15 protein-coding genes and 1 other RNA gene are annotated in these 13381 nt (G+C 64.7%); 12 read left to right on the forward strand and 4 right to left on the reverse strand.

Going from position 1 to position 13381, the window contains the following annotated elements; genetic code table 11:
- A partial coding sequence (locus ACLQI9_RS33115; protein ID WP_442392911.1) for an acyl-CoA dehydrogenase family protein occupies window positions 1-695 on the reverse strand: 695 nt, incomplete at its 3' end.
- Window positions 696-783: 88 nt separating this feature from the next.
- Window positions 784-1566 carry a histidinol-phosphatase gene (hisN, locus tag ACLQI9_RS33120; protein ID WP_442392913.1) on the reverse strand — a complete coding sequence of 261 codons (783 nt, stop codon included), beginning with the start codon at window positions 1564-1566 and terminating at the stop codon, window positions 784-786.
- 23 nt (window positions 1567-1589) lie between these two features.
- Between hisN and ACLQI9_RS33125 the strand changes: the two genes are divergently transcribed.
- Window positions 1590-1919, forward strand: coding sequence for a hypothetical protein (locus tag ACLQI9_RS33125; protein WP_442385158.1), 330 nt, complete (start codon window positions 1590-1592; stop codon window positions 1917-1919).
- Window positions 1920-1963: 44 nt separating this feature from the next.
- Here the strand turns inward: ACLQI9_RS33125 and ACLQI9_RS33130 are convergent, their stop codons facing one another.
- The gene (locus ACLQI9_RS33130) at window positions 1964-2260 is read right to left on the reverse strand and encodes an FAD-dependent monooxygenase (RefSeq protein ID WP_442385134.1); all 297 of its coding nucleotides are present in this window, start codon (window positions 2258-2260) and stop codon (window positions 1964-1966) included.
- A gap of 168 nt (window positions 2261-2428) precedes the next feature.
- Window positions 2429-3790 (reverse strand): FAD-dependent oxidoreductase, encoded by a 1362-nt coding sequence (locus tag ACLQI9_RS33135; protein WP_442385156.1) that lies wholly within the window; start codon window positions 3788-3790, stop codon window positions 2429-2431.
- Between the two features lie 137 nt (window positions 3791-3927).
- On the opposite strand from ACLQI9_RS33135, the gene prfB reads away from it, so the two are divergent.
- The 11 genes from prfB to ACLQI9_RS33190 all read left to right on the forward strand — a co-directional run.
- On the forward strand, window positions 3928-5043 hold the full coding sequence (gene prfB, locus ACLQI9_RS33140) for a peptide chain release factor 2 (protein ID WP_442385132.1): 1116 nt from the start codon (window positions 3928-3930) through the stop codon (window positions 5041-5043).
- A complete protein-coding gene (locus tag ACLQI9_RS33145) occupies window positions 5033-5986 on the forward strand; it encodes a mechanosensitive ion channel family protein (RefSeq protein ID WP_442385154.1) in 954 nt (317 codons plus the stop codon). Before prfB ends, ACLQI9_RS33145 begins: the two co-directional genes overlap by 11 nt.
- 8 nt (window positions 5987-5994) lie before the next feature.
- Complete coding sequence (locus tag ACLQI9_RS33150; protein WP_442385130.1) at window positions 5995-6444, forward strand: hypothetical protein; 450 nt, start codon at window positions 5995-5997, stop codon at window positions 6442-6444.
- 94 nt (window positions 6445-6538) lie between these two features.
- The gene (gene ftsE / locus ACLQI9_RS33155; RefSeq protein WP_442385128.1) at window positions 6539-7228 is read left to right on the forward strand and encodes a cell division ATP-binding protein FtsE; all 690 of its coding nucleotides are present in this window, start codon (window positions 6539-6541) and stop codon (window positions 7226-7228) included.
- Window positions 7229-8122, forward strand: coding sequence for a permease-like cell division protein FtsX (gene ftsX / locus ACLQI9_RS33160; protein WP_442385126.1), 894 nt, complete (start codon window positions 7229-7231; stop codon window positions 8120-8122).
- A gap of 2 nt (window positions 8123-8124) precedes the next feature.
- Window positions 8125-8604: an SsrA-binding protein SmpB gene (gene smpB / locus ACLQI9_RS33165; protein WP_442385124.1), complete on the forward strand. Its 480-nt coding sequence runs from the start codon at window positions 8125-8127 to the stop codon at window positions 8602-8604.
- Window positions 8605-8699: 95 nt separating this feature from the next.
- The gene (locus ACLQI9_RS33170) at window positions 8700-9449 is read left to right on the forward strand and encodes an EamA family transporter (protein WP_442385122.1); all 750 of its coding nucleotides are present in this window, start codon (window positions 8700-8702) and stop codon (window positions 9447-9449) included.
- A gap of 22 nt (window positions 9450-9471) precedes the next feature.
- Window positions 9472-10317 carry a maleylpyruvate isomerase family mycothiol-dependent enzyme gene (locus tag ACLQI9_RS33175; protein WP_442385120.1) on the forward strand — a complete coding sequence of 282 codons (846 nt, stop codon included), beginning with the start codon at window positions 9472-9474 and terminating at the stop codon, window positions 10315-10317.
- Between the two features lie 99 nt (window positions 10318-10416).
- Window positions 10417-10784: a transfer-messenger RNA gene (gene ssrA, locus ACLQI9_RS33180) on the forward strand.
- 244 nt (window positions 10785-11028) lie between these two features.
- On the forward strand, window positions 11029-11853 hold the full coding sequence (locus ACLQI9_RS33185) for a 1-acyl-sn-glycerol-3-phosphate acyltransferase (RefSeq protein ID WP_442376033.1): 825 nt from the start codon (window positions 11029-11031) through the stop codon (window positions 11851-11853).
- 345 nt (window positions 11854-12198) lie between these two features.
- Window positions 12199-13381: wax ester/triacylglycerol synthase domain-containing protein (locus tag ACLQI9_RS33190; RefSeq protein WP_442392915.1), on the forward strand; the 1183-nt coding region annotated here is incomplete at its 3' end.

Here is a 13381-nt window from a genome sequence, read left to right on the forward strand (position 1 = left end):
TGCGGCTCGGCGATGGCCACGCAGGCCTGCGGGACGTTCTCCCCGGCGAACTCCTTGAGGTAAGTGGCCTGCTGGTTGGCGCTGCCCCAGTGGGTGAGCGCGGCGGCGACTCCCGCCGGCGCCAGGATCGGCAGTGCCAGCCCCATGTCGCCGTAGGCCAGCGCCTCGGCGACCAGCACGTTGGTGACGCTGGATCGCTCCGCGGCAATGCCGTCGAAATCCTCGGGAACGTTGACCGCGGTGATCCCCAACTCCGCGGCCTTGGCGACCAGATCCGGGGGATAGGTCGTTGCTTCGTCGGCGTCGTGCGCCGCCGGACGCAAAATCTCCTCGGCGAACTGCTCGACGGTCTCGACGATGAGTTTCTGGTCCTCGTCCGGGGTCAGATCGAAGTAGTCCTTGCCGCTGGTCTTCAGCCGGGTCGGCCCGCCGCGCAGACCTTGGACCCGCTTGAACTGACGGCTGGTGGCCCCGGCGGTGGAGAACACCGTCTTGACGCCGTAGCGCAGCGTCCGGTTGAGCGGATCACGCAGGTGGTATTTGTCCAGGAATTCCTGGCCCACGATGGGGGTCAGCAGGCCCAGCGCAACGTCGATGCCCGTCCGCTTGTGCTTGTACTCGCCGACGGCGGTTTTGCGACCAGCGCGTTTCTTGCGCGGTTTCGAGCCGTTTGTCGGGGCGACAGTATTTGTCATGTCAGCAGCCTCGGTTGTTGGGGCAGTGCGGATAACTGCATCTTACTCCAGAGTAAGGTAGCGAGGTCTGTTAAGTACTTCACACCGGCTACCCGGCGGCAAGCCTGCCCAATACCTGGTCGTGCAGAACGCCGTTGGTCGCCACTGCGCTGCCGCCATGCGGCCCGGCGGTGCCGTCGAGGCTGGTGAACGTCCCGCCGGCCTCGCGCACCAGGATGTCCAGCGGCGCCAGGTCCCACACCGACACCTCCGGCTCGGCGGCGATGTCGACGGCCCCCTCGGCTACGAGGCAGTAGGACAGGAAATCGCCGTAGGCGCGCACCCGCCACACCGCATCCGTCAAATCGAGGAAACGTTCCCGCAGACCGAGCTGAGCCCATCCGGACAGGCTGGAGAACGACAAGCTGGCCGAATTCAGCTGCGCCACTGAGGAAACCGAGAGCCGACGAGCCGGGGCTTCGCCGACCGTCGCGAACGCGCCGGCGCCGCTGGCGGCCCACCATCGGCGCTGCAGCGCCGGCGCGCTGACCACCCCGACCCGGGGCACGCCGTCGTCCAGCAACGCGATCAGGCTGGCCCACACCGGCACGCCCCGGACGAAATTCTTGGTGCCGTCGATCGGGTCGATGATCCACTGGCGGCCGGCCAAAGTGGTTGACCCGCCGAACTCTTCACCGAGGATGCTGTCGCCGGGCCGGACCCGCCCGAGCGTCTCACGCAAACCGGTTTCGACGGTGCGGTCCGCGTCGCTCACCGGTGTCAGGTCGGGTTTGGTGTCGACCTGCAGGTCCAGCACCCCGAAGCGGGCGACGGTCACCGCGTCGGCCTGGTCGGCGAGCGTCAACGCCACCGCGAGATCGTCCCGGTTCATCTGTGCAGTCCTACCATGGCCTGGTGTGGGAAATCGGCATGCTGCTGTTGCTGGTCACGATTCTGACGGTGTTTCTGGCGCCGCGGTTCATCCGTGGCGGACCACGCTCGGACGCGCTCAGCGGCACGCTGCTGATCACCGGAGTCAGCCCGCGGCCGGAGGCCACCGGCGAGCAGTACGTCACGATCACCGGTGTCATCGACGGGCCAACCGTCAACGACTACACCGTCTATCAACGGATGGCCGTCAATGTCGACAACTGGCCGGCCGTGGGCGATTTAAAGCCAGTGGTGTACTCACAGCGAAATCCCGACAAATGGGCTTTCGCGCCGCCCGAAACGCCCGCCGGCTGAGCCTGAAAGCGCTGTGACGGCAACAGTTTTCGCTCGCTCCCGATTCAGCGGCCCGACGCCGCCCGCAGATGCTGGTTGCGGGCGTCCAGGGCTTCTTGGGTTGCGGGAACCTGTCGATCGCCCCCGGGCGCAGCGGTAGCTTGGGCGCGCACGGCCAGCGGTCGCTGCTCATGTTCGTATTGCTCGAACGCCTGCCGGTGATCCGCGGGGTGGTCGCGAAGCGCCTGCGCCAGCAGCCATGTGCCGGTCAGGGCCAGTTTCGTCCCGCGCCCGGAAAGAGGGGAGGCGCAATGCGCGGCGTCGCCGACCAGCACGATGCGCCCGCTGTGCCATGAGGGCATGTGAATCTGGCTGACCGAATCGAAGTACAGCTCGGGGTCATTGCGTGCGGCGCCGAGTAGCTCTGGGATTTTCCACTCGTCATGTCCGGCGAACGCGTCGTCCAGAATCTGCTTCTGCGCCGCCAGGTCGTGGTAATCGTCCTGCCGCTGGTTCGGTCGCCCTGATGGTCAGCCGTGGCTGATGTGCAGTAGCTTGGCCAGGCTCGGCAGCTTGACGCGCGGGCGGCCGTGCGGCTCCCCGGCCGATCGCTCATGCTCGTCGATCAGCTTCCAGTGCGCGGAGGTGACTAGCTTCGGCTGACGGGAGGCCAGCCAGTCGGCCAGCTTGTCGGCATGGTCGTCGGGGAAGTCCGCCAGCTCTGTTGCGCCGGTCAAATCGGCGATCAGGGTGTCGACCGTCTCCTGGGAGTCCTTTTTGTTGGTGCCGATCACGCCGGACGGCCCGCGCTTGATCCAGCCGACGACGTACTCGTTGCGACGGCCCTCCACCCGGCCGCCAGTGTGGGGGATGGTCGCGCTCTTCTCGTCGAATGGCAGACCCGGAGTGGGCAGACCGCGATACCCCACGGACCGCACGACCAGCTGAACCGGCAGTTCCTCGCGGTCGCCGGTGTCCTTGGCCGACACCCGTCCATGCTCGTCACTGACCAGTTCGTTGCGGCCCAGCACGATGCTCTCAACGCTTTCCTCGCCCTTGATCTCGATCGGCGAGGTCAAGAATCGGAACACCATCCGTTGGTGTCCCGGACGCGGCTCGCGGCCGGCGTAGTCGCGCAATGCCTTGATGTTCTGCTTCGTTATCTTGCCCGCGGCCTCGAGGTCCTCGTCGGTGATGCCTTCCAGCTGCGCGGGGTCGACGATCACGTCGACGCCTTCTAGGTCTGCCAGTTCACGCAGCTCGAGTGTGGTGAACGCGGATTGCAACGCGCCACGACGACCGATGATCACCACTTCCTCCACCCCACAGGGTCGCAGCGATTCCAGGGCGTGGTCGGCGATGTCGGTTTCTGCCAGCACATCGGGGTCGGTGACGAGGATGCGTGCGACGTCGAGTGCGACATTGCCGTTCCCGACGACAACGGCTCGGGCGCCCGACAGGTCAGGTGTCGCGTGCTCAAAGTGTGGGTGGGCGTTGTACCAGCCCACGAAGTCGACCGCAGCGACGCTGCCGCGCAGTTCTTCGCCGGGAATGTTCAACGACCGATCGGATTGGGTCCCAATGGCATAGATCACCGCGTCGTAGCGTTCGGCGAGTTCAGCGGCCTCGACGTGCTCGCCGACCACGACGTTGCCGAAGAAACGGAAGCGCGGGTCCTCAGCGGTTTTCTCGAACTGCTTACTGATCGACTTGATCTTGGGGTGGTCGGGTGCGACGCCGGAACGCACCAGGCCCCACGGTGTCGGCAGCATTTCCAGCATGTCGACTCCGACGTCGACGTCCTCAGCGGAATCAGCGGCCTTCAGCAGCGATGCTGCCGCGAAGAATCCGGATGGACCAGAGCCGACGATCGCGACGTGGTAGGGACGCATAATCCCCGATGCTAATTCGTCCGTCCCGCCGAGCCGCGGCTGGTCGCGCGCCGAACGACGATTGCCCGGCTCCTCCTCGGGCCGCCATGCGGCCCGCATCGTCGCCGCGCGTAACTGCGCCGGTAACGTGATCAGCTGTGGACCCCGACCGCCAGGCCGACATCGCCGCACTTGACTCCACCCTGACCACGGTGGAGCGGGTGCTCGATGTCGACGGTCTGCGCAGCCGTATCGACAAGCTGGAGCACGAGGCGGCCGATCCCAACCTGTGGGATGACCAGGCCCGAGCGCAGCGGGTGACCAGCGAGCTTTCACACACCCAGGGCGAGTTGCGGCGCGTCGAAGACCTGCGCCGTCGCCTCGACGATCTGCCGGTGCTCTACGAACTGGCGGCCGAAGAGAGCGGCGACGCCGCGGCCGAGGCGCAGGCCGAGGCGGACGCGGAGCTCAAGGCGCTGAGTGCCGATATCGAGGCTATGGAGGTCCGCACCCTGCTCTCGGGTGAGTACGACGAGCGGGAGGCGCTGGTCACCATCCGTTCCGGTGCGGGCGGCGTGGATGCCGCGGACTGGGCCGAGATGCTGATGCGGATGTATATCCGGTGGGCTGAGCAGCACAAGTATCCCGTCGAGGTATTCGACACGTCGTATGCCGAAGAGGCCGGGATCAAAAGCGCGACCTTCGCCGTGCATGCTCCATTCGGCTACGGCACGTTGTCGGTCGAACAGGGCACCCATCGGCTGGTGCGGATCAGCCCGTTCGACAACCAGAGCCGACGGCAGACGTCGTTCGCCGAAGTCGAAGTGTTGCCGGTGGTGGAGACCACCGACCACATCGATATCCCCGAGGGCGATATACGCGTCGACGTGTACCGCTCCAGCGGCCCCGGCGGGCAGTCGGTGAACACCACCGACTCCGCGGTTCGCCTCACCCACATCCCGACCGGTATCGTCGTGACGTGTCAGAACGAGAAGTCGCAGCTCCAGAACAAGGTGGCCGCGATGCGAGTTCTTCAGGCAAAGTTGTTGGAACGCAAGCGCTTAGAAGAACGCGCGGAACTCGACGCATTGAAGGGGGACGGCGGCAGCTCCTGGGGTAACCAGATGCGCTCTTACGTATTGCATCCGTATCAGATGGTCAAGGACCTGCGTACGGACTACGAGGTGGGCAATCCGGCTGCTGTTCTCGACGGAGACATCGATGGATTCCTGGAAGCAGGAATCCGGTGGCGCAACCGAAAAGATGACGACTGATAAAAACTTTCTCTCGATAGCGGCGGCCCAACCCTGGCGGGATGTCTGGCACGGTAATCTCGGCGACTGGTTGTTGACCAGCGGTCTTCACATCATCCTGTTGCTGATCGCGGCAGTGCTCGCGGCGCGATTCGTCAACTGGGCCGCGCAGAAGGTGACCGAGCGGCTCGACGAGGGGTTCGTCGAGAGCGACGCGCTGGTGCGTTCGGAAGCCACCAAGCACCGCCAGACCGTTGCGTCACTGATCTCGTGGGTGTCGGTGGTGCTGATCGCCATCGTTGTCGCCGTGCAGCTGGCCGACATCCTCAACGTCTCGGTGCGCGGTTTTGTGGCGCCGGCGGCGGTGGTCGGGGCTGCGCTGGGTTTTGGCGCCCAACAGATGGTAAGAGACCTGCTGGCCGGGTTCTTCATCATCCTCGAGAAGCAATATGGCTTTGGCGATCTGGTCACGCTTACTGTGGTCTCGGCGACTGACGCCACCGGCACCGTCGAAAATGTGACGCTGCGAGTCACTCGGCTGCGCGCCTCCGATGGCGAGTTGTTAACGATCCCCAACGGTCAGATCGTCAAAACGGTGAACCTGTCCAAAGATTGGGCACGCGCCGTCGTCGACATCCCGGTGCAAGCCAGCGCTGACCTGGGCATGATCAACGACACGCTGCGCCAGGCGTGCGAGCATGCGCTCGACGACAAGCTGTTGGGCGAGTTGCTGCTGGATGCGCCCACCGTGATGGGAGTGGAAAGGATCGAGGTCGACGTCGTTACCTTGCGCTTGGTGGCGCGCACGCTGCCCGGTAAGCAATTCGAGGCCGGCCGGCGACTGCGGGCCCTGGTGGTCCGTGCTCTTACCCGCGCCGGCGTTGACACGCCGAGTGAGACACCGGTGACGGTGGGAGCCATCGCCACGGGTGCCGAGGACGAAACGCAGGGTCCCAGCCATTGACGAATTTCATGCGGAACCCGCTGCGAAGACACAATGACCTGGATCGCCGCTGGCCGGGCTATTTGTTCGGTGGGCACATGCGTACGTCCACGCTGGTGCTGATCATTGCTTTTGCAGCGTTGTGGTGGGTCTACAGCGACCACGAGCACTCGAAATCTTCATCGACAACCACTCAGGTGCCTGCGACCGAGGTGGTGCCACCGGGCTACGTGCCCGACCCGAACTACACCTGGGTGCCGCGCAGTCGGGTTGAGGAACCGCCAACCACCGTGACCGTGACCCCTACGCCGACAACCACGCCGCCTCCGACACCGACGACAACCACACCGCCGCCGCCCTTCAACCTGCCGACGATTGTGTTGCCGCCGCCGTTTGGTCCGCCCGCCACGACGACGTCGCCACCGCCCGGCCAGGCGCCGACACCCCCGGCCGCGCCGCCTCTGCCCGGCTTGCCCTGATGGCCGGCTCCCCGCTGCCCCGTGACGCGGCCGAACCGTCGCCGGGCCGCCTGGCGAACGTTAGCGAAACTCACCGTTACACTGGCGATCCGTGATGATCACCCTCGACCATGTCACTAAGCAGTACAAGTCGTCGGCGCGGCCAGCGCTGGACAACGTCAACGTGAAGATCGACAAGGGTGAGTTCGTCTTCCTGATCGGCCCATCCGGCTCCGGCAAGTCGACGTTCATGCGGCTGCTGCTGGGCGCCGAGACGCCCACCACCGGTGATGTCCGGGTCTCGAAGTTTCACGTCAACACGCTGCCCGGACGCCACATCCCGAAACTGCGTCAGGTACTCGGCTGCGTCTTCCAGGACTTCCGGCTGCTGCAACAGAAGACGGCCTTCGATAACGTCGCGTTCGCACTGGAGGTCATCGGCAAGCGCGCCGAGGTGATCAACCGGGTGGTGCCCGACGTGCTGGAGATGGTCGGCCTGTCCGGCAAGGCCAGCCGGCTGCCGCACGAGTTGTCCGGGGGCGAGCAGCAGCGGGTGGCCATCGCCCGGGCTTTCGTCAACCGGCCGCTGGTGTTGCTGGCCGACGAGCCCACCGGGAACCTCGACCCGGAGACCAGCAACGACATCATGGATCTGCTGGAGCGGATCAACCGCACCGGGACCACTGTGCTGATGGCCACGCACGACCATCACATCGTCGACTCGATGCGGCAGCGTGTGGTGGAGCTGTCACTGGGCAGGCTGGTACGAGACGAGCAGCGCGGCGTCTACGGGATGGATCGCTAAGTGCGCTTCAGCTTCCTGTTCAACGAGGTCCTGACCGGTCTTCGTCGCAATGTCACCATGACCGTCGCGATGATCCTGACCACCGCGATTTCGATCGGCCTGTTCGGTGGCGGCCTGCTGGTGGTCCGATTGGCCGACCACTCACGCAGCATCTATCTCGACCGGGTCGAGACTCAGGTCTTCCTCAACGACGACCTTTCGGCCAACGATGCGACCTGCCAGAGCCCGCCGTGCAAGGCGCTGCGCGAGAAGATCGAGGCGCGCAACGACGTCAAGTCGGTGAGGTTCCTCAATCGCCAGGAGGCCTACGACGACGCTATTCGCAAGCTCCCGCAGTTCAAGGATCTCGCGAGCAAGGATGCATTCCCGGCGTCGTTCATCGTCAAGCTGGAAAATCCCGAGCAGCACGCCGACTTTGACGCCGCGATGCAAGGCCAGCCCGGGGTCGACCATGTGCTCAACCAGAAGGATCTGATCGATCGGCTGTTTGCCGTGTTGGACGGTCTCAGCAATGCCGCCTTCGCCGTCGCCTTGGTGCAGGCCGTCGGGGCGATTCTGTTGATCGCCAACATGGTCCAGGTCGCGGCCTATACGCGTCGCACCGAGGTCGGCATCATGCGGTTGGTCGGCGCGACGCGCTGGTATACCCAGCTGCCCTTCCTGGTCGAGGCCATGGTGGCGGCGACCGCCGGCGTCATCATCGCCATCGTTGGCCTGATCGTGGTGCGAGCGATGTTCCTGGACAATGCGCTGAGCCAGTTCTATCAAGCGCATCTGATCGCCCCGGTCGACTACGCCGACATCCTCTATATCGCGCCGCTTCTGTTGTTGTTGGGCGTCGCGATGGCCGGCGTAACGGCGTACGCAACATTGCGCCTGTACGTGCGGCGGTAGCCGTGGCCAAAAAGGCGCCAGGACAGCATGTCGTCGCCACCAACCGCAAGGCGCGCCACGACTATTCAATCCTCGAGGTCTACGAGGCCGGGTTGGTTTTGCTCGGCACTGAGGTAAAAAGCCTCAGAGACGGTAAGGCGTCGCTGGTAGACGCCTACGCAACCGTCGACGACGGCGAAGTTTGGCTGCGCAACCTGCACATTCCGGAATATCACCACGGCACCTGGACCAACCACGAGCCGCGTCGTACCCGGAAACTGTTACTCCACAGGCGCCAAATCGACGCACTAATCGGCAAGATACGTGATGGTAACCTCGCGCTGATTCCGTTGAAACTCTACTTCTCCGAGGGAAAAGTCAAGGTGGAAATAGCGCTGGCGCGCGGCAAGCGCGCGCACGACAAGCGGCAGGACATGGCGCGTCGCGACGCTCAGCGGGAAGTAGTCCGTGAATTGAGCCGACGAGCCAAGGGCATGAACTGATCGGCGCCGCGTACGCTCAGCTGTCCGCAGTCAGCTACGGCGTCAGTGATTTTGTCGGGGGGGTTGCCTCTCGACGCGCGGCCGGGCTCCGCGTCATGTTGGTGACCTATCCGGTCGCCACGGTCTTGCTGGGCGTGACGGCCGCCACGGCCGGCGGCCCGGTCCACTCGGGCGCGCTGCTGTGGGGCTCGCTGTACGGGATCAGTCAGGCGATCGGCGTCTATTGGTTCTACGCGGCGGTGAGCGCCGGACCGATCTCGGTGGTCTCACCGCTTGCCGCGATACTCAACGCTGCCGTCCCTGTCGCCGTCGGCGTGGCGCTCGGCGAGCGACCGGGGGAGACCGCGTCGGTAGGCGTGGTGCTGGCAATGCTTGCGGTGATCCTGGTGAGCCGGGAGTCGCCCGCCGACGAGGATGTCCGGACCCACCGGTTCACCAGCAAAGTGGCCTGGTTGACGGTCGGCTCGGGGGTGGCGTTCGGGCTGGACTTCGTGCTGCTGCACCAGGCCCCGGTGGAGTGCCGGTTATGGCCGCTGTTCTTTGCCCGGGCGGCGGCCACCGTGCTGGTGTTCGCCGTTGCGGGAATGAGCAACAATCTCCAACTTCCGTCCAGGACGCCGCTGCGGCTGGCGGTCGCCGCGGCGTTGCTGGATACCTGCGCCAACATCACCATGCTGCTGGCGATTCAGAAATGGATGCTGTCGTTGGCCAGCATCTTGATTTCGCTGTATCCGGCGACGACGGTCATTCTGGCCATCATCGTGCTGCGCGAGCGGGTGACTCGCTGGCAGGCGCTCGGCATGGCCCTGGCGGCGGTGTCGGTGAGCATGATCGCCGCAACCTGACGTCCGTCTAGCATCAGGAGACATGAGCAGCCCCTCGCGCCCGGTCACCGAACTCGACAAGTCCGAGGTGTTGTCGGGTCTGTTCGCCACCTGGGACAACCTGGACCGGTTGCTGACCGGACTCTCCGAGCAGCGGTGGCAGACGCCGACGCCGCTGCCCGGCTGGTCGGTGCACAACGTGGTCGCCCACATCATCGGCACCGAGTCGGTGCTGCAGGGAGTCGGCACACCCGACGCCGATATCGACGTGTCGACACTGGCCCACGTGCGCAACGACGTCGGCGTGGCCAACGAGTGCTGGATCCGTCACCTGAGCGCAGAATCCGGCGCCGACCTTCACCAGCGGTTCCGCATGCTGACCGCCGATCGCCGTAAACGCTTGACTGACATGTCCGTCGACGACTGGAACGCGCCGACCCTGACCCCGGTTGGCCCCGACAGTTATGGGCGCTTTATGCGGGTGCGGGTCTTTGACTGCTGGATGCATGAGCACGACATCCGCGATGCCGTGGACGAACCGGCCTCCGACGCTGACCTCACCGGCCCGGCGGCGCGCCTGACGCTCGACGAGATGGTTACCAGCATGGGCTACGTGGTCGGCAGACTCGGTAAAGCGCCCGACGGGTCCCGGGTTGCCATCGAGCTGACCGGTCCGCTGGCCCGCACCATCCGCGTCGCTGTCGACGGTCGCGCCCAGCTAGTAGACGATTTCGGCGGACAACAACCGACGGCCACGATCCGGCTGGACGGCGCGCTGTTCACCCGGCTGGCCGGCGGCCGAGCGGAGCCCGGTGCCGGCGGCGTCCAGCTCAGCGGTGACCAGGAAGTCGCCAGCCGCATCGTCGAGCACCTGAACTACACGATCTGACCAGCTCACGGCGCCGAGCCGCCGGGATGGTTGTTATCAGGGTCGTCGTTAGAAACCGCGTATCATTAGGTGTCCTGCCGAAAGTCGGCGGGGATGCGAGGGGCTGAACGGTTTCGACTTCGCGCATCGAATCAAGGGAAGCGTGCCGGTGCAGGCAAGAGACCACCGTAAGCGTCGTTGCAACCATATAAGCGCCGATTCACATCAGCGCGACTACGCTCTCGCTGCCTAAGCGACAGCTAGTCCGTCAGACCGGGAACGCCCTCGACCCGGACCCTGGCGTCAGCTAGAGGGATCAACCGATGAGTTCGGTCGCGGGACTCATCGGGACACTCACAGCGACTGGGATCGTCATCTCGGCTAGTTCGTGTGACCGAGAGATCCGAGTAGAGGCATAGCGAACTGCGCACGGAGAAGCCTTGAGGGAATGCCGTAGGACCCGGGTTCGATTCCCGGCAGCTCCACCAGCGACGCAGACAGCGAACAATTGTCTGCAGCGCGAAGCCTTCGAGCCGGAAACAGCGTGGTGTAGCACTCGTGGTCCGTGCGTTCTTCTGAAAGACGAAGCCGCAGCCTCTCTCGCGTGATCGGTTCGCAGGGGTCAAAGTCCCTGAAGATAGCTCCTTTTGGCCCTAGTGGCCGGCGGCCGATTGCGATAGGACAAGACTGGCGTGGCTGGCGCAACTGTGGGGACGGCAATAGGCAATCAGCATGGGCGAGGTACCGGGAGCGGTTCAACATACCGACGTCGATAAGTGGGACGCCGGTCTCACAGAGGTGGTCGTCGGGCTGACCCGCCCGATTGTCAAGCGATACTTCCGAGCACAGGTGAGGGGCTTGGCAAACATCCCGGCCGGTCCATCTCTGGTGGTCTCGAATCATTCAGGCGGGCTCGTGACGCCCGACATGCCGGTCTTCGCAGTTGCCTATTACGACACCTTCGGCTACGAACGTCCGCTCTACACACTCGGTCACGACACATTGTTCGCCGGGCCAGCCGCTGAACTTCTCAGGCGCACCGGAGTTATCCGTGCGACGCATGACAACGCCGCGGCGGCGCTGGCGACCGGTGCTGTGGTCATGGTGTTCCCGGGCGGCGATTATGACGCTTATCGGCCTACCGTGCAGGAAGACTCCATCGACTTCGGTGGTCGCTCTGGATACGTCACCACGGCCATCGAGGCCGGGGTGCCAATCGTGCCGGCGGTGTCGATCGGCGCGCAGGAAAGCCAACTCTATTTGACCCGCGGGAGGTGGCTGGCGCGTGCGCTTCGGCTGACGAGGCTGGAGCGCCGACTGTTTCGCACCGACATCCTGCCGATTGCGTTCGGCTTCCCGTTCGGGTTCAGCGTCGTCGTGCCGGTCAACGTCCCGATACCGACCAAGATCGTCACCTTGGTCTTGCCACCGATCGACATTGTGGCCAAGTTCGGCGCTCGTCCCGCCGTCGCTGAGGTCGACGCGCATGTGCGATCCGTAATGCAGTCAGCTCTGACTCGGCTGGCACGCAGGCGCAGGCTACCGATCATCGGCTGACACGCGGCCAACGAATGATGTTTGTTGGGTCCTGTTGTGGCATCAACATCTTTGGGTGTGTCCACAGGTCTCGCGTCGTAATCTTGTCGCAGTTTACAGCTCTAATGCAGCGGGTTCGATTCCCGGCAGCGGGATTAAAATTGACGACAACAACATCATCTGGACGCGGTCAATGAATGTGGTAGCTCGCCGTCGACGCCGTCATTGCGGCGCGGGCTGCCGGTCAGTACCCAGCCCCTGAGCGGCGCTGTTGACCGCGGCGAATGCCCTTTTCTGAAGGGACCAAAGTCACCGGTATTACAGAGGTCGTGACGACGGCTGGCGGGAGTCGTACTTTAGGCACAAATGACCGAGTTTATGCGCAACAGCGACGCGTTCACGTGGGCGATGGAAAGCGATCCTCGATTGCGTTCCACGGTGGTCACGGTGATCATGCTCGACCGATCTCCGGATTGGGAAGAGGTACGCAATCGCTTCAGCCTCATCTCGCAAAAGGTGCCGATGACGCGACAGCGAGTCGTCCCGTCTCCGCCGCCCGCGCCGCCGCGGTGGGAGTACGCGCCAGACTTCGACCTCGACTTCCACATGCGCAGAGTGACCGCGACCGCGCCCGGCACTTTTGACAAGGTGCTGGAAATGGCCCGAGTCGCCGCGATGGAGGACTTCGACCGGGCACGCCCGCTCTGGGAGGCCACGTTCATCGACGGCCTCGAAACCGACGGCGCGGCAATGGTCCTCAAGTTCCACCACGCTCTGACTGACGGCGTCGGAGGCATCCAGATCGGGATGATCCTCTTCGACTTGTCCGAGGTCCCCGAGAAGCACGGACCAATGGCGGAATTGCCTGAAGTGCCCCCGCCGCCGTGGCTGCGCGGCTACCGCGACACCGCGCGATACGACGCCCAATTGGTGGGGAACGCTGTGATGGGCACACTGAAGAGTGCACCGAAGCTGATTTCCAACGGCATTCGGCGGCCGGTACTTACCGTTTCGTCGGCTGTGGAGATGGCCGCGTCGGTCTACCGAACCGTGCGCCCGGTGAACCGGACGGGTTCGCCGCTGATGACGAAGCGCAGCCTCATCCGGCGTCTCGGCGTGCTGGAGGTCCCGTTTCCGGAGCTTCGGGCTGCCGCCCACCGCTGCGGCGGTGCGTTGAACGATGCGTTCGTCGCGGGGGTGGCCGGCGGGCTGCGCCGCTACCACGAAAAGCACGGCGTCGCGGTCGGCGACCTTCATCTCACGATGCCGATAAGCCTGCGCGAAGAGGGCGACGAGATGGGCGGCAACCGGATCACCTTGATGCGGTTCGACGTGCCGGTCGGCGAACCCGATCCGGCCCAGCGAATCCGCCAGATCCACGAGAGAACCGGCAGGGTGCGCCACGAGAAGTCGCTGCCCTATACGCAATGGATCGCCGGTGCCCTCAACATGATGCCGCGGTGGTACATCGGCTCGATCCTGCGCCATGTTGACTTCCTGTGCAGCGACGTGCCGGGAATTCCGATGCCGGTCTTCCTCGGTGGCGCCC

Source organism: Mycobacterium sp. (assembly GCF_052143115.1).
Classification (GTDB): domain Bacteria; phylum Actinomycetota; class Actinomycetes; order Mycobacteriales; family Mycobacteriaceae; genus Mycobacterium.